General features: G+C 73.4%; 16 protein-coding genes. 9 read left to right on the plus strand and 7 right to left on the minus strand.

Annotated elements, in window-relative coordinates:
- The first annotated feature begins 475 nt into the window (after positions 1-475).
- Positions 476-2,104 (plus strand): phosphodiester glycosidase family protein, encoded by a 1,629-nt coding sequence (locus tag AC6I72_RS01455; RefSeq protein ID WP_497998819.1) that lies wholly within the window; start codon positions 476-478, stop codon positions 2,102-2,104.
- 108 nt (positions 2,105-2,212) lie between these two features.
- Here the strand turns inward: AC6I72_RS01455 and AC6I72_RS01460 are convergent, their stop codons facing one another.
- The 4 genes from AC6I72_RS01460 to AC6I72_RS01475 form a co-directional block, all read right to left on the minus strand.
- A complete protein-coding gene (locus AC6I72_RS01460) occupies positions 2,213-3,691 on the minus strand; it encodes a purine-cytosine permease family protein (RefSeq protein ID WP_497998821.1) in 1,479 nt (492 codons plus the stop codon).
- Between the two features lie 147 nt (positions 3,692-3,838).
- A complete protein-coding gene (locus AC6I72_RS01465; protein WP_497998823.1) occupies positions 3,839-4,486 on the minus strand; it encodes a TetR/AcrR family transcriptional regulator in 648 nt (215 codons plus the stop codon).
- An 8-nt stretch (positions 4,487-4,494) separates the two neighbouring features.
- Positions 4,495-5,073 (minus strand): sugar O-acetyltransferase, encoded by a 579-nt coding sequence (locus tag AC6I72_RS01470; RefSeq protein ID WP_497998824.1) that lies wholly within the window; start codon positions 5,071-5,073, stop codon positions 4,495-4,497.
- A 90-nt stretch (positions 5,074-5,163) separates the two neighbouring features.
- Positions 5,164-6,231 carry a LacI family DNA-binding transcriptional regulator gene (locus AC6I72_RS01475; RefSeq protein ID WP_497998826.1) on the minus strand — a complete coding sequence of 356 codons (1,068 nt, stop codon included), beginning with the start codon at positions 6,229-6,231 and terminating at the stop codon, positions 5,164-5,166.
- 200 nt (positions 6,232-6,431) lie between these two features.
- Here AC6I72_RS01475 and AC6I72_RS01480 point away from each other — a divergent pair, with 200 nt between their 5' ends.
- Positions 6,432-7,982: a right-handed parallel beta-helix repeat-containing protein gene (locus AC6I72_RS01480; protein WP_497998827.1), complete on the plus strand. Its 1,551-nt coding sequence runs from the start codon at positions 6,432-6,434 to the stop codon at positions 7,980-7,982.
- A gap of 29 nt (positions 7,983-8,011) precedes the next feature.
- Here the strand turns inward: AC6I72_RS01480 and AC6I72_RS01485 are convergent, their stop codons facing one another.
- Positions 8,012-9,976 (minus strand): DUF2264 domain-containing protein, encoded by a 1,965-nt coding sequence (locus AC6I72_RS01485; RefSeq protein ID WP_498004553.1) that lies wholly within the window; start codon positions 9,974-9,976, stop codon positions 8,012-8,014.
- 299 nt (positions 9,977-10,275) lie between these two features.
- Between AC6I72_RS01485 and AC6I72_RS01490 the strand changes: the two genes are divergently transcribed.
- The 6 genes from AC6I72_RS01490 to AC6I72_RS01515 all read left to right on the plus strand — a co-directional run bounded on the left by AC6I72_RS01490 (position 10,276) and on the right by AC6I72_RS01515 (position 18,069).
- On the plus strand, positions 10,276-11,616 hold the full coding sequence (locus tag AC6I72_RS01490; RefSeq protein WP_497998828.1) for an ABC transporter substrate-binding protein: 1,341 nt from the start codon (positions 10,276-10,278) through the stop codon (positions 11,614-11,616).
- Positions 11,613-12,587, plus strand: a complete 975-nt coding sequence (locus tag AC6I72_RS01495; RefSeq protein ID WP_497998829.1) for a carbohydrate ABC transporter permease — start codon at positions 11,613-11,615, stop codon at positions 12,585-12,587. The genes AC6I72_RS01490 and AC6I72_RS01495 overlap by 4 nt, the downstream gene beginning before the upstream one ends.
- Entirely contained in the window at positions 12,584-13,465 is an 882-nt protein-coding gene (locus AC6I72_RS01500; protein WP_497998831.1) for a carbohydrate ABC transporter permease, read from the plus strand. Before AC6I72_RS01495 ends, AC6I72_RS01500 begins: the two co-directional genes overlap by 4 nt.
- Positions 13,466-13,572: 107 nt before the next feature.
- Positions 13,573-14,553: a hydroxyacid dehydrogenase gene (locus AC6I72_RS01505; RefSeq protein ID WP_498004555.1), complete on the plus strand. Its 981-nt coding sequence runs from the start codon at positions 13,573-13,575 to the stop codon at positions 14,551-14,553.
- A 365-nt stretch (positions 14,554-14,918) separates the two neighbouring features.
- Positions 14,919-17,246: a GH92 family glycosyl hydrolase gene (locus AC6I72_RS01510; RefSeq protein WP_497998833.1), complete on the plus strand. Its 2,328-nt coding sequence runs from the start codon at positions 14,919-14,921 to the stop codon at positions 17,244-17,246.
- A 205-nt stretch (positions 17,247-17,451) separates the two neighbouring features.
- Complete coding sequence (locus AC6I72_RS01515; RefSeq protein WP_497998835.1) at positions 17,452-18,069, plus strand: DinB family protein; 618 nt, start codon at positions 17,452-17,454, stop codon at positions 18,067-18,069.
- A gap of 36 nt (positions 18,070-18,105) precedes the next feature.
- Here AC6I72_RS01515 and AC6I72_RS01520 read toward each other — a convergent pair whose 3' ends face one another.
- Entirely contained in the window at positions 18,106-18,690 is a 585-nt protein-coding gene (locus AC6I72_RS01520; RefSeq protein WP_497998837.1) for a TerD family protein, read from the minus strand.
- A gap of 185 nt (positions 18,691-18,875) precedes the next feature.
- On the opposite strand from AC6I72_RS01520, the gene AC6I72_RS01525 reads away from it, so the two are divergent.
- Entirely contained in the window at positions 18,876-19,613 is a 738-nt protein-coding gene (locus AC6I72_RS01525; protein ID WP_497998839.1) for an SAM-dependent methyltransferase, read from the plus strand.
- Between the two features lie 16 nt (positions 19,614-19,629).
- Here the strand turns inward: AC6I72_RS01525 and AC6I72_RS01530 are convergent, their stop codons facing one another.
- Complete coding sequence (locus tag AC6I72_RS01530) at positions 19,630-20,328, minus strand: class I SAM-dependent DNA methyltransferase (protein WP_497998841.1); 699 nt, start codon at positions 20,326-20,328, stop codon at positions 19,630-19,632.
- Positions 20,329-20,562 lie beyond the last annotated feature (234 nt).

Genomic DNA, 20,562 nt, shown 5'->3' on the forward strand with positions numbered 1-20,562 from the left:
CCGTTTTCCGCTGTTTGTAATGTATTGGCATTTCGCTGAAGATCGGCAATCTCTGTGGTGGGTCGGCTGCCCCGATGTGCGCTCTTCACGCACCGCCCGGCGCGCCCGTCGCGGTCCGCCCGGCGCGCCGTTCGCGGTCCGGGGCGGCACTGCCGTGCGCACATACGGTGACAGATCTCTCACTGTCTGCGACGCTCGGAGTCCGCCCCCGGGACGGGCCGCTCCCCGGTCCGTTGCGGGGCGGACCGCCCGGGGCCCGGCCCGGGGCGGAGGGCCCCGGGGTCGCCGTCCCGCGCCGGGCGGGGCGCCGTACTCGCCGCACAGCTGTTCGTCGAGTGTTCCCCGCGCCGTCACCGCCGGGAGCAGCGGTTGCTGCGCCCGCCGGTTCTCATCGGTCGGAACAGGCGGCGGCACGGCACGGCCCGGGCGGCCGCGGCCGTCCCAGCCGGCACAGCCATCGGAGAGGGAGGACGTCATGGGTCTCCAGCACAGGTCCGCCGCACGGGTGCGAGTCCTGCTGAGCACCGCCGCGGCGCTCGCCGTCGTCACGTCGGGCGGGCTGTGGGGAACGGCCCGGGCCGCGGTGCCCGGCACCGCCGCCGGCGGCCCGGCCGCCTCCGCGGTCAGGTGGACGGCCACCGCACTCGCACCGGGCGTCGAGGTGCGCAGTGCCGCCCTCGGGCACACCGGCGCCGAGCCGGTGTGGACGGTCACGGTCCAGGCGCCGGCCACCGGCCGCCTCAGCGGCGCAGCGACCTGGGCGCCGGTGGGCACGCGGTACTGGGCCGACGACACCGCCGCGCGCCTGCGGGCGGCCGGCCACCCGCCGCGGGTGGAGAAGGTGTACTGGCCCGTGTACTCCGACACCCCGCACGGCGTCATGGGCCTGCGGGTCAGGATCGGCACGTACGCCACCGAGGCCGCCGCACGCACCGTCGCGCGGGCGGTGACGGCCGCGGGCTTCCACACCGCCGTCGACTGGACGGGCTACGACGCCGACCAGCCCGCCGACCGGCAGAACGTGCACGTCGCCGTCATCGACCCGCGCAGGTTCACGGGCACCGTCCGGGGCACCCACGACGGCAACGTCGCCCAGCGCGCGACCACCTCGTCGGTCGCCGCGAGACTGGGCTCCCTGGTGGGGGTCAACGCAGGGTTCTTCGTCACCTCCGACGCCGACGGCGTCCAGGGGACGCAGTCGGGCCTCAGCGCGGACGACGGTGTCCTGCAGTCCATGGCCGCCGGCTCCCGGGCGGCGCTGATCGTCGAGGGCGGGGGGAAGCGGGCGCGGGTGGCGGACCTGACGACGGCCGTCACGGTGTCGGCGGGTGCGCGCCGCCACGACGTCCAGGGCATCAACCGGACACCCGGGCTCGTCCGCGACTGCGGGCGTCCGGGGGTGACGCCCAGCGAGCGGCCCTGGCAGGACGTGACCTGCCACATCTCCGACGAACTCGTGCTGTTCACCGACGAGTTCGGCGCTCCGCTGCCCACCGGTCCCGGCGCCCAGGCCGTGCTGGACGCGGCGGGCCGCGTGGTGTCGGCCGGCGCCCGGGGCGGCTCGGTCCCGGCGCACGGAACGGTCGTCCAGGGAATCGGCCCGGCCGCCGGCTGGCTGACCGCTCACGCGCACCGGGGCGAGCGGATCGATGTCCGCGCGGACGTCCGCGACACGGCCGGCCGGCCGGTGCGGCTGGGGCGCGGCGACAGCATCGTCAGCGCCGCCCCCACCCTGGTCCGCCGCGGCCGTACGGACATCGACGCGGCGACGGAGGGGGTCGTGGACCCCCGGGACCTGTCGTTCGGCTACGCCTGGGCGAACGCCCGCCAGCCGCGCACCATGGCCGGGGTCGACGCCCGGGGCCGGCTGATCCTGGCGACGGTGGACGGCCGCCGGACCGGCGGCGGCAGCGAGGGCTTCACCCTGCAGGAGGCCGCTTCGTTCATGCGTTCGCTCGGCGCCGTGGACGCGCTCGCCCTCGACGGCGGCGGCTCCACCGCCATGGCCGTCGGCGGTGTCCTGGTCACCCACCCCTCGGACGCGACGGGCGAGCGCGCGGTCGGCGGCACCCTCCAGGTGCTGCCGTCCGCGCCCCGCCGGTGACCCGCGCCGGGGCGGGCCCGGTGCGCAGCGCCCGGCCCGGAGCAGTTTCGCCGTAGGGGTCTCGGCCGGGTCACGCGGTCCGTGCGGCCGGGCCGCCCGCGCGGCCGGTCACTCCCCCTGCGGCGCGGCGGGGGCGGCGGCCGCCGGGTCGGTGGGCGCGAGCGGGCGGCGCGTACCGCCGGCCGCACCGGACGCCTCCGCCGGGCTGCCGGAACCGGGAGCGGGCGCCGGGCGGTTCCGCCGTGCGCCGAGGAACCGGTAGAGCACGGCCGGGACGACCAGGCCGACGATCCAGGAGATGTCCGCGCCGCCCAGCGGGCCGACGAGGGGACCGGTGTAGAAGCTCGTGGACAGGAACGGGAACTGGGCGGCCAGTCCGATGCCGTAGACGAGCAGGGCCTCCCAGCGCCAGCCGCCGTAGCGGCCGTGCGGGTCGGACAGGGCAGGCAGGTCGTAGCGTTCCTTGGAGATGAGGTAGTAGTCCACCAGGTTGATCGCCGACCACGGGGTGAAGAACGTCAGCAGGAAGAGCAGGAAGTCGGCGAAGGAGTCCAGGAAGGAGTTCCGTCCGGCGAGCGCGACGGCCGTGCCCGCGACCATGATGGCCGCGATGTAGGCCGTACGGCCGCGCTGCGACAGGACCCGCCGGCCGCGGAATCCGCTCACGCTGGTCACGATCGACATGAAGCCGCCGTAGGTGTTGAGCACGTTGACGGTGAGCTTGCCCAGCGCGATGACGAAGTACAGGAAGGACGCGATCAGGCCCGCGCCGCCCAGGCTCACGACGTAGCCGACCTGGTCGTCGAGGAAGGCCGTGCCGGCGGTCGCGGCCACCACGACGCCGAAGGCCATCGACCACTGGGCGCCGAGCACGGTCCCGGCGAGCGTCCAGCCGAAGGTCGCCCGGGGCGAGGTCGTCCGCGGCAGATAGCGCGAGTAGTCCGCCACGTAGGGGCCGAAGGCCAGCTGCCAGGACGCCGACAGGGACATGGCGAGCAGGAACATCGGCAGGGTGAAGTGGTGCTGGTGCGCGACGTGCCCGAGGTCGATCCTGCTCAGGAGCCTGCCGCCCAGGTACAGGAAGCTCAGCGCGCACACGACGCTGGCCACCCGGCCCAGTGCATGGATGACGCGGTAGCCGACGGTCGCCATGACGGCGGTGACCAGCGCGAACAGGATGATGCCGGGCACCGGGCCGAGATGGGTCAGCTTGCCGACGGCCTGACCGGCGAGGACCGACCCGCTGGCGAAGAAGCCGACGTACATCACGACGACCAGCGCCAGGGGGACGACCGCGCCGCGCACCCCGAACTGTGCCCGGGAGGAGATCATCTGCGGCAGCCCGAGCCGGGGCCCCTGGGCGGAGTGCAGGGCCATCACCCCGCCGCCGAGCAGGTTGCCCGCCAGCAGGCCGAGCAGCGACCAGACGACGTCGCCGCCGAGGACCACGGCGAGGCCGCCGGTGACCACCGTCGTGATCTGGAGGTTGGCCCCCAGCCAGAGGGTGAACTGCGAGAACGCCGTACCGTGGCGCTCCTCGTCCGGGACGACGTCGATGGATCGCCGTTCCACAATTGCCTGGGCCATGTACTGCTCCGTCCTGGTAGGCGCTGGACGATGTCGCTTGGCCGGGCGAGCGCTCGGACCGACTGCATATGGCTATGCAGACTATGGGCTGATGAATGGATTGCCAATAGTCCGCAGGCAGATCGGTCCGGTGGCCGGGAGGTCCGCCTACTCGTCACCCCGGTCGGCGGCAGCCTGGGCGCCTCGGCCGGTGACCCGCTCCGCGCCGGGAGCGGGTGCCTCGGCGGGCCGGGAGGCGGCCCGGGGGGCGGAGGCGGACGCGGTGATCCGGGCGACCGCGTCCGCGGTCAGCGCCCGGTCGTGCGGTGCGGTGTCCAGCGCCCGGTGGATGGACAGGCCCTCGATGAGCGCGTCGAGCTGACGCACCGTCACGGGGTCGAAGTGCCGCCCCAGGACCCGCCGGCTCGCCTGCATCCAGGCTCGGGTCAGCTCCCGGAACGCGGGCTGCCGGGCGGCCAGGGTGTACAGCTCGTGGGTGAGCACCAGGTCCCGCTCGTCACCGTCCGAGATCCGGTGCACCAGGTCGGTGACCGCCGCCCTCGCCTCGTCGGGGGTGGCGGCCGCGCCGAGGTGCTCCTCGAAGCGGGCGACGGCCCCGGCGGTGAAGCCGGCGAACGCCTCGCGCAGCAGTTCGTCCATGTTCCGGAAGTGGTACGTCATCGACCCGAGAGGGACGCCCGCGCGGGCCGCGACCTTGCGGTGCGAGGTCCCGGCGACGCCCTCCTCGGCGATGAGGTCCAGAGCGGCCGCGATGATGCGCTCGCGCCGCCGGGGGTCGGTGTGTCCGGTCGCCACGGAGCCTCCTAGAGCGTGCGGGTGATCCGGGCGGGGTTGCCGACTGCGACCACACCGGCCGGAATGTCCTTGGTGACCACGGCGCCGGCGCCGACGACGCTGTCGTCCCCGACGGTCACTCCCGGCAGCACGATCACGCCGCCGCCGAGCCAGACGTTGTCGCCGATCGTGATCGGGCGGGCCGCCTCCAGCTTGTCGCGGCGGGGCCGCGGCTCCAGGGGGTGGACGGGGGTGAGCAGCTGGACGTTCGGCCCGATCTGGCAGTCCTCGCCGATGGTGATGGGCGCGACGTCGAGAGCGGTGAGGTTGTGGTTGACGAAGGTCCGCGCGCCGACGGTGATGTGGCTCCCGTAGTCGACGCACAGCGGCGGCCGGACATGGGCGTCGGGGCCGAGACCCCCGAGCAGCTCCTCGATGAGCGGACGGGCCGCTTCCATGTCCTCGGCGTAGGCGGCCTGGTACGCCGCCACCAGACGTACGGCCCGCTGGGCCTGGCGGGCCAGTTCCGGGTCGTCGGCGATGTAGAGGTCACCCGCGAGCATCCGCTCACGGTGGGTGCGGGGGTCGTCGGCGAAGTAGGCGTCCATGCGTACGATCGTACGCTCCGGAGTGTACGTCCGTACGCTTCAGCTCCGGCGGGTGTGTCGCGCAGGTGGTCGCACCGGCCGGGACGGGGCTCAGTCGCCCCCGCAGGACGCGCGGACCTTCAGCTCGGGAAGCAGTTCCACCCGGTGGACCGGGAGGGACGCCCCGTGGCGCAGCCGCCGCAGCAGGAGGTCGACGGCCGCGGCGCCGACGGCCCTCTTGGGCGGGGCCACGGCGGTCAGCGGCGGCGCGCCGAGGGCCGCGAAGACGTCGTCGTAGCTGATCAGCGCCAGGTCCTCGGGGACGGACAGGCCCCGCGCCCGCAGCAGTGCCGGGAGCTGGATGGCGTCCTGGTCGTTGTGCACCAGTGCGGCCCGCACCCCCTTCTCCGCCCCCTCGGCGAGCTTCCGGCTCACCAGCTCCGGAGCGGTGGCGGGGTCGTCGATGTCGATCACCGGCTGCGGTGTCAGCCCCAGCGACTCGCAGGCCTCGGCGTAGCCGCTGCGCACCTTCATCGCGGTCCAGGTGTCGCGGCGGGCGGCGAGAACGACCGCCTCGTGGCCCAGCGCGGACAGGTGGCGCAGGGCGAGCAGCACTCCGTGGTGGTGGTCGGAGCTGACCGAGTCGAGTTCCGCGGCGGGCGTCCCGGTGGCGGCCCGGCGTTCCACCAGCACGGTGGGGACGGGCAGTTCGTGGAGCCAGCGCCAGTCCTGGGGGTTGTCCGTCGACGTCCAGTTGGGCGTGAGCATGAGCCCTTCGGCGCCCGACCTGAGCAGTTGCTCGGCCTGGGCGCGGTCCGCGCCGGGGTCGTAGGAGTCGTAGGAGGAGATGCCGAGCACCAGATGGGCTCCGGCGTCGGCGGCGGCCGCACGCGCCCCGGCGATCACTTCGTCGAAGTACTGACTGACCGTGTGGCTCACCGCAGGCACGACCAGACCCAGGGTGCGGCCGTCGACCGGCACGCCGAAGCGCTCCTCGGGCACCGACACCGAGCCGTGCGCACGGCGCAGCAGTCCGCCGTCGGCGAGGGCGGCGACATCGCGGCGCACGGTGACCGCCGGCAGGTCCAGACGGGCCGCGAGGTCCGTCACCCGGACCGTGCCGAGCTTGCGCACGATCTCCAGGATCCGCGTCCGGCGCTCGTCCGCCGCGATCGACATGGCGGTCCCCTTCTCATCGGTCCGACGTCCCTCGAAGAATATCATTCGATCTCAGAGTGATCTACTGCTCAAGCAGCCGGGAGGATCATTCGTTAGATCGATTTTTGATCGAAATTCGATCACCTGGTTCATTTGTATTGACGCGGTCATGCCGTGCTCCTAGCTTCTGGGCCCCCGACCAGCGCAGGAGGAGCCTCTCCATGAGCATCAGATCCCTGGGCACGGGCCTCGTCGCGGCCGCCCTGACCGCCGCGAGCGCCCTCATCGCCTCCCCCGCCACCGCCTACCCCGCCGCCCCGGCGCCCGCCCCGGCCTCCGCCGTCTCCCCCGCCGCCACCGGCACCGGCACCGGCACCGGCACCATCGTGCACCTGGACTGCTCGCGGGCCGCCGACGGCACCGGCACGCAGGACGCTCCGTACAACTCCCTGGCCTCCGTCAACGCCCTCACCTTCGGGCCCGGGGACACCCTGGCCGTCGCCTCGGGCACGACGTGCCACGGCACGCTCGCGCCGCGGGGCAGCGGCACCGCGCAGGTACCCGTCACCATCGCCCCCTACGGCACCGGCCCCGCCCCGGTCATCGACGCGGACGGGGCGGAGAACGCCCTCCACCTGACCAATCAGGACCACTGGAGCATCAAAGCACTCGAACTGACCGATCCGGCCGGTGCTCCCGCGCAGCGGCAGGGGCTGCTCATCGAGTCCACGGACGGCCGCACGCACTCCGGGTTCGACGTGGACGGTCTGATCGTCGACAAGGTGGCGGGCGAGACGGACAAGGCTTCCCACGCGACGGCGTTCTCGCTGTCCGCGTGCATCCGCACGGGCGCGTCCGGCACGGGGTCGCTCCTCAGCGACGTCCACGTCCACGGCACCCGGGTCGCCAACTGCGGCGGCGGCGGCATCAAGGTCCGTGTCGGCTCGGTCAACACCCGCCTCGGCCAGAACGTCCTCGTCGACCACAACACGGTCAGCGCGGTCGGCGGCGACGGCATCATCGTCTCCTACGCCGAGTCACCGCTGATCGAGTACAACACCGCGGCCGGTCTCGGTACCGGCGCCTACCCGTGGACCGGCGGCAACTTCGCCGGGATCTGGGTGCTCGGCGACCACGACGCGGTGATCCAGAAGAACGTCGTGTACGGAAGCGTCATGTCGGCCTACGACAGCGAGGCGTTCGACTGCGACTGGGGCAACACCGGCCACTGCACGGTGCAGTACAACTTCAGCCGCGACAACGCCGGCGGGCTCTTCCTGGACTGCGACGGCTGCGGCACCGTGGGCGGGGCGACCGAGGTGGTCCGCTACAACGTCTCCCAGAACGACTGCCGCATGGTGGGTGCCGGGGGCGGCCGTTCGGCGCTGCGCTTCTACAACAACGTCGTCTACTGCCCGGGCAGGAAGCTCGACGTCTCCGTGCCCGCCGACAGCCTGCTGGAGAACAACATCTGGGTGGGCGGCGCGGACTCCCGGCTGCCCACCGGACCCGGCGTCTCCTGGCAGTGGAACGTCTTCCAGGGTGTGCCGCGGCCCACCGCCAACGGCATCGCGGGCGACCCGGGCTTCGTCACCCCCGGCACCGGCGGCGACACCCTCGCCTCCGCCGACGGCTACCGTCTCAAGGCCACCTCACCCGCGCTGCGCAACGGCGGTGTCGTCGCGGACAACGGCGGCCGCGACTACTGGGGCACCCCGGTCTCGGCCACGGCCAAGCCCGACCGCGGCGCCTACGACGGGCCGGGACTGTGACCCCCGGACGCCGCTCCTGACCCTGGCCGTCACCTCAGCTGTCCCGCTTGCCGGGCCCCGCCCCGGGCCGGGGTGACGGTCACCGCGCCGGCGCGGAAGAGCGCCTCGCGGTCGCCGCCGGGCAGGCGGACGAGCAGCCGGTGCCCCTGCGGCACGGCCTCGGCCGTGATCCGCACGGCGGGCGGCGCGGCGGTGTCCGTACCGGTCAGCCGCATCGCCGAGACGAACAGGCACTGCTCGCCGGTGACCGTGCCGGTCAGCACCGGCACCGCCGCCGACGGCCCGAAGGCGGTTCCGGCGGGCAGGCGCCGTGCCCGGGCGGTGTGGAAGCCGTGCAGCGCGACGCCCTCGGACAGCAGCGCGGCCCCTTCTCCGCGCTCGGCCCGGGCCCGCGCCCGCCCGCCGTCGGACGTGGTCCGCACCGCGTGCCCGGCCACGGCCCACCCGGTGTGCCGGACCCCGGTACCGGTGGCGGCGCCGCGGACCAGGTGCGCGTGCACCTCCAGGTCGCCGGCCGCGAGGACGAGGGAGGTGACGGTGACACCGGGCAGTTCGGCGCCGGCGACGCGGGGCCGGTGGCTGGAGGCGGCCCAGCCGGGACCGGCACCGAGCGGGCGGATCGGGCCCCGTTCGCTCGCCTCGTCGCCGGCCAGCAGCGCGAAGTGGTTGTCGGCGGTGCCCTCGAGGACGGGGCCGGTGGCGGTGGAGTACGCCAGGCGGGCGTACAGCGGATCGTCCGGCAGCACTTCGCCGGCCGGCTGGTCGTCACTGCCGTGGTTGTGCACGCGTACGAGCCCGTCGGCGGCGGTGGACTGGACCAGCCAGCCCGGCGCGGGCAGCGCGAGGACGGTGTCGGCCCGCTGTGCCGGGGCGGGTTCCTCGGCCGCGGTCCACACCGGGTGGCAGGCCGGCAGCAGCAGGCCGAGGAAGCCCTTGCTCGCCCAGTACGGCGAGGCGGGCCCCGAGTAGGGCTGCACCAGCGGCGGGCAGGGGCCGTACCAGCCGAGCGTGAGGAGGCCGTCCTCGTCCGTGGCACCCCGGTCGAGGAAGTGACGCAAGGCGCCGGAGGCGAGGCGCCGGGTGGTGCCGGGGGTCAGCGGACTGTGGTCCGTCAGGGCGCCGGCCCACAGCGCGGCGGCCGAGGCGAACCGGTAGACGAGGGAGCGGCCCTGGTGCAGCGGGGCCCCGTCGGCGCCGAAGGTGTGCGCGTACCCGCGCAGGTGGGCCGCGAGCCGTGTGCCGTAGTGGTCGAGCAGGTCCGTGTCGCCCGACAGGTGGGCGTGCAGGACCGGGTAGAGGTGGAAGGCCCAGCCGTTGTAGTGGTCGACGGCGCGCGGGCGGCCGTCGGTGTACCAGCCGTCGCCCAGGTACCACCGTTCGATGCGGGCCAGGCCCTGCTCCACGGCGCGTTCCGCGGCTTCGGTGTGGTGGCCCGCCTCGGCGAGGAAACCGCCGACGGTGACCTGGAAGAGCCACCAGTTGTTGTCGACGGGCGTGTGGCGCAGGGCGCCGGCGAGCCAGTCGGCCGCGCGGGCGCGCTCCGGGCCCGAAAGGCGGTCCCATAGCCACGGGCGGGTCAGGCGCAGGGCGAGCGCGACCGAGGCCGCCTCCACCATGGCCTGTCCCCGGTCGGTGACCGCCGGCCAGCTCACCGGGTCGCGTCCGGTCAGTTCCCGGTCGGTCGTGGGGCGGCGGGTGCCGGCGGTGAGGCCTTCGGCGTACCGGCCGAGCAGTCCCAGCGGGTCCCCGCCGCCGGCCCCCGCGACGCGGAACGCGGCCAGCAGGAACGTACGGGCGTAGCCCTCCAGCGCGTCCGAGCGCGGGCCGGACCAGCTCGGGCGCGGGCCCGGCAGTGCCAACAGGGCGTGCTCGGGGCCGGCGTGCCGCAGCGCCGCGCCGAGGAGCCGGTCCGCCGCCGTCTCCCAGTGGGCACGGGTCCACCCGGTGTACGGGCTGAGTGCGCGGTCCTCGGGCGGGAAGGGCGGGTGCGGCATGGCGAGGGCTCCTGGCTCGGGGATGCCGAATGTAGGAGGCGTGCGATCGATCGTCAATGCGGACGATCGAATGATCGGATGGCAGGGTGGTGAAGTCCAGAAAAGCGAGGAATGAACCGTTATGTTCCCCTGACACCACTGATCAGACTCGATCGTTCGATCGGAAGGTATTGACTTCGATCGGATGTGTTCTCAAGATGTGCCTACCCGGGCCCGACGGCCACGGAGCCCGGCAGGTCTCGTCGCCGCCGGTTCCCACCGGGTACCTTCCACCCGTCTCGTTCCCCAGGAGCCGAGCCATGTCCGCTGCCCCTGCCCGCAGTCGCAGAGCCCTCCGCGCCGCCGCCGCCTTCACCGCCGCCGCTCTGTCGGCCACCCTCCTCGCCGCCTGCGGCGGGGGTGACGACGGGCCGTCGGCCGGTGCGGGCAAGCCCGCCGACATCACCTTCTGGGGCTGGGCCAAGGGGACCAAGCAGGTGGTGGACGCCTTCAACGCCTCCCACAAGGACGTCCACGTCACCTACGAGGAGATCCCCTCCGGCGCGGCCGGCGGCTACGCCAAGCTGTCCAACGCGGTCAAGGCGGGCAACGCCCCCGACGTCTTCAACGTCGAGTACCCGCAGCTCCCCGACTTCGTCAGCCAGGGCGCCATCCAGGACATCAGCCAGTACGTCGGCTCCGACCTGAAGGCCAAGTACCTGCCGCAGGCCGTGCAGTTGACCACGCTCGGCGGCGCCACGTACGCGCTCCCGCTGGACGCCGCGCCGCAGGCCTTCTACTACCGCAAGGACCTGTTCGCCAAGGCCGGCATCAAGGCGCCCACGACGTGGGACGAGTTCCGCTCGGCCGCCCAGAAGCTGAAGAAGGCGGAGCCGGGCAGCCGCATCGCCACCTTCTTCCCCGACGACCCGACCACCTTCGAGGCGATGGCGTGGCAGGCCGGCGCTCCCTGGTTCGGCACCTCGGGCGACACCTGGCAGGTGGGTCTCGACGGGGCGGACACCCAGAAGGTCGCCGCCTACTGGCAGAAGATGATCGACGACGACCTGGTCCGGGTGCAGCCCTCGTTCAGCCAGCAGTGGACGGCCTCGCTCCAGAAGGGGCAGACCGCCGGCTACCTCGGTGCCTCCTGGGGCGGCGGCGTGCTGAAGGGCACCCTCCCCCAGGACCAGTCCGGCAAGTGGGCCGTGGCCCCGCTGCCCTCCTGGAACGGCACGCCGGCCAGCGGGATGCTCGGCGGCAGCACCTTCGCCGTCTCCAAGGACAGCAAGAAGGCGAAGGCGGCCGTGGAGTTCGCCACCTGGGCCACCACGACCGCGCAGGGCATCCAGGCCCGGATCTCCTCCGGTGACTCCTCGGCCTACCCGGCCGACCCCGAGCTGGTCCCCGTCGCCGCGAAGGCCTTCTCCACCGGCTTCTACGGCGGCCAGGACATCTACGCCGTCTACAAGAGCGCCGCGCGGTCCATCGGGCAGAAGTGGACCTGGGGACCGGCGATGGGCGTCACCAACAACTCCCTCAAGGACTCCTTCGGCAAGCTCTCCTCCAACTCCGGCACCATCGCCCAGGCGCTCGCCGCCGCGCAGAAGGACACCGTCGCCGAGATGAGGACCCGCGGTCTGAAGGTCTCCGCCCGATGACGCCCACCGCTCCCACGGCCGCCCGCGCGGCGGCCGCCGCGCCCGCCCGTACCGCTGCCGTCCGGCGGCGGCGGTACGGGGCACCCGCCGTACTGCTCGCCCCGTTCTTCGTGCTCTTCACCGCCGCCACCCTGGTGCCGATCGGCTACGCCGTCTACCTGAGCCTGTACACGGAGCACCGCTCCGGTCTCGGCTTCGGCGGCAGCGAGACCGTCTTCACCGGCCTCGGCAACTACACCCGGGCCCTGGGCGACAGCGCCTTCCGCGGCGGCTTCGCCAACCTGCTCCAGTACTGCCTGCTGTACATCCCGCTGATGATGGCGCTGGCCCTCGTCCTCGCCCTGCTGCTGGACTCCGCGCTGGTGCGCGCCCGCCGCTTCTTCCAGCTCGCGCTGTTCCTGCCGCACGCGGTGCCCGGCACCATCGCCGCACTGGTCTGGGTGTACCTGTACACCCCGGGCATCAGCCCCGTCATCGGCGCCCTGAACTCCTTCGGCGGCCAGAGCGATCTGCTGGGCCACCCCCTGCCGGCCGTCGTCAACATGGCGGTGTGGGAGTGGACCGGCTACAACATGGTGATCTTCTTCGCCGCGCTGCAGGCCATCCCGCGCGAGGTCCTGGAGGCCGCGGTGGTCGACGGCGCCGGGCCGCTGCGCACCGCGCTCAGCATCAAGATCCCCCTGATCCGCTCCTCGCTCACGGTGGTCGGCCTGTTCACCGTCATCGGCTCGCTGCAGCTGTTCACCGAGCCGATGATCCTGCACGGCACCACACCCAGCGTCGTCTCCACCTGGTCCCCCAACATGTACGCCTACACCGCGGCCTTCGAGCGGCACGACTACGGCCTGGCCGCCGCGTCCTCCGTCCTGCTCGCCCTGGCCGCCGCCGCGCTCTCCTTCGTCGTCACCCGCGCCACCCGCGGCCGCGGCGAGCGGGCCCGGTCCCAGCACGCCACGGAGGCCGCCGCATGACCACCGCCACCGCACAGACCGGTGCCGCCCACGGGCGCGGCCGCCCCTGGTCCCTGTCCAGGACCGCCGTCAACGGCGCCCTGGTGCTGGCCACCGCCTACACCCTGCTGCCGCTCGGCTGGCTGCTGACCGCCGCCGCCAAGAACACCGGCGACCTGCTCGGCGGCCGTTCCCTGTCCCCCTCCACCTGGCACCTCGGCGCCAACCTGCACGCCCTGGCCACCGCCGGGGACGGCATCTACTTCCGCTGGTACCTCAACTCCCTGCTCTACGCCGGGATCGGCGCCGTGCTGTGCGCGCTGGTGTGCGTGTGCGCGGGATACGCCTTCCACGTCTACGCCTTCCCCGGCAAGGAGAAGCTCTTCGGCCTGGTGCTGCTCGGCGTGCTGGTGCCGACGACCGCGCTGGCGCTGCCGATGTACCTGCTGGCTTCCGAGCTGGGCGTCGTCAACACCTTCTGGGCCGTCTTCGTCCCCAGTCTCGTCAACCCCTTCGGGGTCTACCTGGCCCGTGTCTTCTGCGCCGGGTACGTGCCGGGCGAGGTGCTGGAGGCGGCCCGCATCGACGGCGCCGGGGAGCTGCGGACGTTCTGGTCGGTGGGCCTGCGCATGGTGATGCCCGGTTTCGTCACGGTCTTCCTGTTCCAGTTCACCGCCATCTGGAACAACTTCTTCCTACCCCTGGTGATGCTCTCCGACAACCGGCTCTTCCCGGTCAGCCTCGGCCTGTACAGCTGGAACACGCAGTCCCACGCCTTCCCCGAGTACTACCCGCTGGTCGTCACCGGCTCCCTGCTCGGCATCGTCCCGCTGGTCATCGCCTTCGTCGCCCTGCAGCGCCACTGGAAGGCCGGCCTCACCGCAGGCAGCGTCAAGTGACGTCAAACCCTGCCGCACACGTACCGGAGAACCGAGTGTCCAACCCCCCGACCGCACCCGCCGCCCAGCCGGCCCCGGCCCCCCGGCGCCCGCGCACGCTGCTGGCCATGCACACCGATCTCGCCGCCCGGCTGATCGACCCGGCCACCCTGGCCCGGCTCACCACGCTCGCCGACCTCGACCCCGGCCTCGTCGTCGACGACTTCACGGCCGAGCGGGCCGCCGCCGCGCTGGGCGAGACGGAGGTCATCGTCAGCAGCTGGGGCTGCCCCCCGCTGGACGAGGCCGTCCTGGACCGGGCGCCCGCGCTGCGTGCCGTCATCCACGCCGCCGGTTCGGTCAAGCACCACATCACCGAGGCCTGCTGGCGGCGCGGGATCGAGGTGACCTCGGCCGCCTGGGCCAACGCGCTGCCGGTCGCCGAGTACACCGTGGCCGCCGTACTGCTCGCCAACAAACAGCTGCTGCGCATCCGGGACGACTACCGCACCCGGCGCGCCGACCACGACTGGCAGGCGGCCTACGCCGGCGCCGGCAACTACCGGCGCACGGTCGGCGTCGTCGGCGCCTCCCGCATCGGCCGCCGGGTCCTGGAACTGCTCCGCCCCCACGACCTCGACCTGCTGCTGCACGACCCCTACGTCGGTGCCGCCGAGGCCGCCGCGCTCGGTGCCCGCGCGGTGGAGCTGGACGAGCTGTGCGCGGCGAGCGACGTGGTCACGGTGCACGCCCCCGAACTGCCCTCCACCCGGCACCTCATCGACCGCCGCCGCCTCGCCCTGTTCCGCGACGACGCCACCTTGGTGAACACCTCCCGCGGCTCCCTCGTCGACCAGGACGCGCTCGTCGCCGAACTGCGCACCGGCCGGCTCAACGCGGTCCTGGACGTCACCGTCCCCGAAGTCCTGCCCGCCGACTCGCCCTTGTACGACCTGCCCAACGTCGTCCTCACCCCGCACGTCGCCGGCTCCCTCGGCGGCGAGCTGCACCGCATGGCGGCCGCCGCCGCCGACGAACTGGCCCGCTACGCGGCCGGACTGCCCTTCGCGCACGCCGTCCGCCGCGAGGACGTCCTGCGCTCCGCCTGACGGGGCCCGGGCCGAGGGCGCGAGCGAGGGAAGCGGCCGGCCCGGACCGCGGGGCCTCGCGGCGGTCCGGGCCGGGCGGCTCGCAGGCCCGCGGGGCAGCGTCGACAGCTGCCTGCCGAAAGACCGGCGGACAGCCCGCGCGGACAGCCGACGCACTGTCAAGCAGCCCCGGCCGCAGGCCGGTGGGCGAGGGGCCGGGACGGATCCGCCACGTCCCGGCCCGCCCTCGCCCACGCGACCGACCCCGGCGACCGCCTCCGCCCACGGCGCCTGCACCCACTCTTGACGAGTACACGCACAGGACGAAGAATGAGCGCCGCTTCTGACAACGTTGTCCGGTTGCTCGCGGAGAGGGGCTGACGCCCATGAGATGGATCCAGCGCATACGCCGCGCGGGAACGGCCGTGACGGCGGCGGCGCTCCTCGGCGCCGCCCTGGCCGCGCCGGCGGCCCAGGCCGCCGGCGTCCGGGACACCCCGCTCACCGATCTCGTCAACCCGTTCATCGGCACCGAGAACGAGGGAAACACCTACCCGGGCGCGGCGGTGCCGTTCGGGATGGTGCAGTTCTCCCCGGACACCGGGCACAACACCGGCTACGACCACTCCCAGAACCACATCCGGGGCTTCTCGCTCGTCCACCTCTCCGGGGTGGGGTGCGGCCTCGGCGGCGACCTGCCGGTGCTGCCCACCACCGGGGACGTCACCGAGACCGACTACGCCAAGTACCAGGCGGAGTTCAGCCACGACACCGAGAAGGCGAGCCCCGGCTACTACAAGGTCGGGCTGAAGAACGGCATCGACGCCGAGCTGAGCGCGACCGCCCGCACGGGCGTGCAGCGCTACACCTTCCCGGCCACCGACAAGGCCAACGTCCTGCTCGACGCGGGCCAGTCGCTGCACCGGACGCTCTCCACCGAGGTCGAGGTGCTCGACAACCGGACCGTGCGCACCGCCATCACGGGCAGCGGCTTCTGCCAGGACACCAAGCCGTACACCGTGTACACGATCACCCGCTTCGACCGGCCCTTCACCGCGTACGGCACCTGGAACGGCTCCACCGTGACCGCCGGGGCCCGGACCGGGCAGGACGGTGCCTACGTCCGCTTCGACACCACCCACGACCGCACGGTGGAGGCGACCACCGCGCTGTCCTACGTCGACGCGCGCGGGGCCGCCCTCAACCTCCGTGCCGAGGGCGGCCGTTCCTTCGAGAAGGTGCGCGAGGCCGCACAGCGCGCGTGGGAGGACCGGCTGGACGACGTCCGGGTGCGGGGCGGCAGCGACACGCTCCGCCGCACCTTCTACTCGTCCCTGTACAGGTCGTTCCTCGCGCCCAACGTCGGCAGCGACGCCGACGGCCGCTACACCGGCTGGGACCAGCGCGTGCACCGCGCGCGGGGCTTCACCTACTACCAGAACTGGTCGCTGTGGGACACCTACCGCACCCAGTCGCAGCTGCTGTCGCTGCTCGCGCCGCGTGAGGCGCGCGACATGGCGATCTCCGTCATCCACATCGACGAGGAGAGCGGCTGGCTGCCCAAGTGGGGCTACGGCACGGTCGAGACGAACATCATGACCGGCGACCCGGTCACCCCGTTCCTGACCAACGCCTACCAGCAGGGCCTGCTCAAGGGCTACGAGGACCGCGCCTACCGGGCCCTGAAGAAGAACGCCGACGGCGTCCCGCCCGCCGGCTCCCCGGCCGTGGGCCGCGAGGCCAACAAGGAGTACCTGGCCGACGGCTTCGCGCCCTACGTCAAGGGCCGCCCGCACGCCAAGCCCGGCGACTCGGACTACGACCACGGCCCGTCCGCGACACTGGAGTACGCCCTGTCGGACGCCGTGCTCGCCGAGATGGCCCGCGGTCTCGGCCATGACGCGGACGCGACCCGCTATGCCGCGCGGGCGCAGAACTACCGGCGGATCTTCGACGCCTCGACGGGCTTCTTCCGGGCCCGCGACGCCTCCGGCGCCTTCACCGGACCGGCCGATCCCGCCCGGAGCGAAGGGTTTCACGAGGGCACGGCCTGGCAGTACCAGTGGCTGGTGCCGCAGGACCTGCCCGGCATGATCGGCCTGATCGGCGGCAAGCAGGCGGCCAACGACCGGCTGGACTCGTTCTTCGCCTACGACCAGCTCGTGAAGGACCCCGCGAAGACCGCCCGCGAGGTGTGGGTGAACGGTCCGTACGACTACTACAACGCGGACAAGTACAACCCGCAGAACGAGCCCGACCTCATCGCGCCCTACACATACCTGTCGACCGGGCAGCCGTGGAAGACGACCGACGTGGTGCACGCCGCCCTGACCCTGTTCACGGACACCCCGACCGGGATGACCGGGAACGACGACCTGGGCACCATGTCCGCCTGGAACGTGCTCTCGTCGATCGGTGTCTTCCCGGTGCAGCCCGGCTACGGCACCTGGGGCCTGTCCACCCCGGTCTTCGACCGGGTGGACCTGACCCTCGACCGGCGCTACTACCCGCACGGTTCGCTGACCATCACGGCGCCGGGCACCTCGGACGCCCGGCACTACATCCGGTCGGCGCGTGTCGACGGCTCCGCGTACGGCCGCACGTACCTCACGACGGACGACCTGCGGCACATGCGGTCGCTGGCGTTCACCGTGGGCGGCACACCGTCCGCGTGGGGCACGGATGCCCAGGCCGGTCCTCCCGCGCTGAACTGACCGCCCGCGCGGCCCCGCCACCGGCGGGGCCGCGCCCGCGGCACACCGGCCCTACGGCACACCGCCCCGCGGCACACCCGTCCCGGTGGCGCACCGGTCCGCTGTCGGGGCCGGTGGAAAAGCGGGTGCGGCGCCCGGGCCGCTGTGCCAGTGTGGCGGGCCGGCCGCCCCGCCGGGGGGCGGCCCGCCCACCCAGGAGTGTCCCGTGGTCCCGCCCCGCCTCGTCCCCCTGCTGGCACAGTTCGACTTCGCGCGCGAGCGTCTGAGCGCCCGGCTGACGGGTCCCGTCATGGACAGCGGAGACGGGACCGGGACCGAGGTCTCGCCCATGACCGACGAGGAGTACTTCTGGGAACCGGTGCCCGCCTGCTGGTCGGTGCGCCGGCGGCCGGACGGGCCCGGACCGCGGGCCACGCTGCTGGCCGGCGCCGGCGCGTGGGGGCGTGACGCCGCGCCGTACCCGCACCCGTGGCCGCCGCCGTTCACCACCATCGCCTGGCGGCTGAGCCACCTCGGCGAGATGCTGGCGCTGCGCGCCGATCACACGGCGGGCTCGCACACCCTGGACCGGGACGTCCATCCGGTTCCCGGCAGCGCCCGGGAGGCGGTGGCGGCCTTCGACGCCGCGGCCGCGGCCTGGCGGCGGGCACTGCTGAGCGTGGACGACGACGCGCTCGACACCGTGGGGTACTGCACCTACCCGCACGGCAGCGATCCGCAGGAGCCGTTCATCGACATCGTGTGGTGGGTCAACCAGGAAGTGCTGCACCACGGGGCCGAGATCGCCCTGATCCGCGATCTCCACCGCGCCCGGCGGAGCTGAGCCGGCGGCCGGGGCTCCCGCGTCCCGGCCCCGGGGTCACTTGCTCACGGCGAAGCGCATCAGGGCGTGCTCGTCGCCCTGCTTGATCTTGCCGGTCACGTTGATCACCTCGAGCTTCCACGAGCCGCCCACGCGCACCGCCTTGGCCACGGCGCAGCCGTTGTCCTGGGTGAGCAGGCTGGGCCAGATGTCGGCGACCTGCTGGGAGCTGCCGCCCGTCGCGTCGTACACCTTGAAGCTGATGTTGCGCGCCTTCTGGAAGGAGCTGCCCTTCTTGAAGGCGGCGGCCACGAAGACGATCGAGGTGATCTGCTGCGGGATCCGGGCGAACTCCACGGTCACCGTCTCGTCGTCGCCGTCGCCCCGGCCGGTCTGGTTGTCACCGCTGTGCACCAGGGACCCGTTGCCCATGGGGTCGAGGGAGTCGAGACCCGCCAGCCGCACCGGGTCCCCGCCCTGCATCGCGATGGCGATCAGGTCCAGGTCCGTGCCCGTCTTTCTGCGGAGCATGCCCATCACGCCTCCGCTGGCGCCCGCCGTGGGGTCCCAGGACACTCCGATGGACAGGTGCGTGACACCGTCCAGGTCCGCCGGGCCGTCGTCCTTCGTCAGCGTAATCATCCGTTGATCATCCTCTGGTCAGGGGAGTGCGACACCCAAAGTGTGCCCGGGGCGCCCGGTGCGCTCCACGGCGGGTCCGCCATGCCTCCCTTCGTCCGGGAAAATCCTTCCCCGCCGGTGCGCTGCCGGCCCGGCCGCCGGAAAAGCGGATGCGCCGGGTCTGCGGCCCGTGTCACGCTCCGCCGGTGAACCGTGCCCAGATCTCGCTGCTCGCCCACGCCGGCCATCCGGTCGCCGCCCCGCTCGACGACGACTCCGTGTGCCTGCTGCTGGACCGCGTCCTGCCCCGCGAGGACGCGCGGGTGCTCGACCTGGGCTGCGGCGGGGCCGAGTGGCTGCTGCGCGCGCTCGCCGCGCACCCCCGGCTGCGCGCCGAGGGGGTGGACGTCTCCGAAGTCGCCCTGGCCCGCGCCCGGGAGGCCGCACACACCCTCGGTGTGCAGGACCGCCTGGTGCTCCACCACGAGGACGCGGCCGGCTTCACCGCCGCGCACGCCTTCGACGTGGTGCTCAGCGTGGGGGCCACGCACGCCTTCGGCGGACTGCGCGCCACCCTAAAGGCGGCGCGCCGCCATCTGGCACCGGGCGGACGGGTCCTGATCGGGGACGGCTTCTGGGAGCGGGCGCCCTCCCCCGAGGCCGTGGAGATGCTCGGGGACCTCGGCGGACTCCCGGCCGTCATGGACACCGTCACGGCCGACGGCTGGACACCCGTCGGCGGGCACATCAGCTCGCGCGCGGAACTGGACGCCTACGAATGGGCGTGGACCGGTTCGCTGGCCGCGTGGGCGCTGGACCACCCCGCCGACCCCGGCAGCGCCGAGGCCCTCGCGGTCGCCGACGCCCACCGCGACGAATGGCTGCGCGTCTACCGGGACTGCTTCGGCTTCGTGTGCCTGGTCCTGCGTCCGACGTCGGGATGAACGGGCTGCCGGTGCCTCAACCGAGCCGCCGGCAGCGCAGGAAGAGCTGCACCTCGGGCGGTGCGCCCGGGCCGTCGGCGGGGTCCGGGGCGCTGGGCGCGTACGAGCGGGAGGACTCCTCCACGACTTCGAAGCCGGCCCCCTCCACCACCGCGCGCAGCTCGCCCCGCGGGTGACCGGAGACGCGGATCGTGCTGCCGAGGAACGCGACGGGCAGGTCGTCCGCGTCGGCCTCCACCATCGAGAGCGCGAACAGACCCCGGGGCACGAGCAGTTCACGGACCGAGGACAGCACGCCCGGGATCTCCGCCCGGGGCAGCATGAGCAGGGAGAAGAAGGCCGCGACCGCGTCGAACCGGCCCAGGTCGAGGGGGCCGTGGGGTCTCACGTCCGCGAGGTCGCCCTGATGGAACCGCGCCCCGGGCACCTGCGCACGGGCCAGCGCGACCATCCTGGCCGACAGGTCGACGCCCACGACGTCCAGGCCCGCTTCCGTCAGCCGCCGGGCGGTCGGCACGCCCGTGCCGCACCCGAGGTCCAGGACCCGGGCCCCGGCGGGCAGGGACGCCACGAGCCAGTCCGTCGCCTCGATCTGGCCGTCCTTGTGCGGGAAGGCCGCGTCGTAGCGCTCCCCGATGGAGTCGAAGGCCTCGGCCTGACCCGTGCGGTCGCGCGGCCCGGTGTCCTGGCCGCTTCGGCCGGTCGGACTGCTCATGCGGTGTCTCCCCCTCGTGCCTCGTCGTGCGACGTGCGGTGCGGTGCGGGTGCGCGCGCCGCCTCGGACGTGCACCGCTCTCGGCGCCGCCCCGCTGCGGAGCGTGCGCCGTGCCCGCCCGCACCGTCGGCGGGCCCGCACGGTGCGACAGTACCGCCGGGACCGAGCGCGGGAGGGGCGGTGGCCGGAACACGCCGCGCGGACCGTGGCCGGGCCACGGTCCGCGCGGGTCGT

The sequence above is a fragment of the Streptomyces sp. Xyl84 genome, from assembly GCF_059731885.1.

What these genes read in the sequence shown, in the direction of transcription:
- AC6I72_RS01475 (WP_497998826.1), bottom strand. Translation starts at nt 6,231, where the DNA reads ATGTCGATCGCGGCGGACGAGCGCCGGACGCGGATCCTGGAGATCGTG.
- AC6I72_RS01530 (WP_497998841.1), bottom strand. Translation starts at nt 20,328, where the DNA reads ATGAGCAGTCCGACCGGCCGAAGCGGCCAGGACACCGGGCCGCGCGAC.
- AC6I72_RS01460 (WP_497998821.1), bottom strand. Translation starts at nt 3,691, where the DNA reads ATGGCCCAGGCAATTGTGGAACGGCGATCCATCGACGTCGTCCCGGAC.
- AC6I72_RS01485 (WP_498004553.1), bottom strand. Translation starts at nt 9,976, where the DNA reads ATGCCGCACCCGCCCTTCCCGCCCGAGGACCGCGCACTCAGCCCGTAC.
- AC6I72_RS01505 (WP_498004555.1), top strand. Translation starts at nt 13,573, where the DNA reads ATGCACACCGATCTCGCCGCCCGGCTGATCGACCCGGCCACCCTGGCC.
- AC6I72_RS01510 (WP_497998833.1), top strand. Translation starts at nt 14,919, where the DNA reads ATGAGATGGATCCAGCGCATACGCCGCGCGGGAACGGCCGTGACGGCG.
- AC6I72_RS01495 (WP_497998829.1), top strand. Translation starts at nt 11,613, where the DNA reads ATGACGCCCACCGCTCCCACGGCCGCCCGCGCGGCGGCCGCCGCGCCC.
- AC6I72_RS01455 (WP_497998819.1), top strand. Translation starts at nt 476, where the DNA reads ATGGGTCTCCAGCACAGGTCCGCCGCACGGGTGCGAGTCCTGCTGAGC.
- AC6I72_RS01480 (WP_497998827.1), top strand. Translation starts at nt 6,432, where the DNA reads ATGAGCATCAGATCCCTGGGCACGGGCCTCGTCGCGGCCGCCCTGACC.
- AC6I72_RS01520 (WP_497998837.1), bottom strand. Translation starts at nt 18,690, where the DNA reads ATGATTACGCTGACGAAGGACGACGGCCCGGCGGACCTGGACGGTGTC.
- AC6I72_RS01470 (WP_497998824.1), bottom strand. Translation starts at nt 5,073, where the DNA reads ATGGACGCCTACTTCGCCGACGACCCCCGCACCCACCGTGAGCGGATG.
- AC6I72_RS01490 (WP_497998828.1), top strand. Translation starts at nt 10,276, where the DNA reads ATGTCCGCTGCCCCTGCCCGCAGTCGCAGAGCCCTCCGCGCCGCCGCC.
- AC6I72_RS01500 (WP_497998831.1), top strand. Translation starts at nt 12,584, where the DNA reads ATGACCACCGCCACCGCACAGACCGGTGCCGCCCACGGGCGCGGCCGC.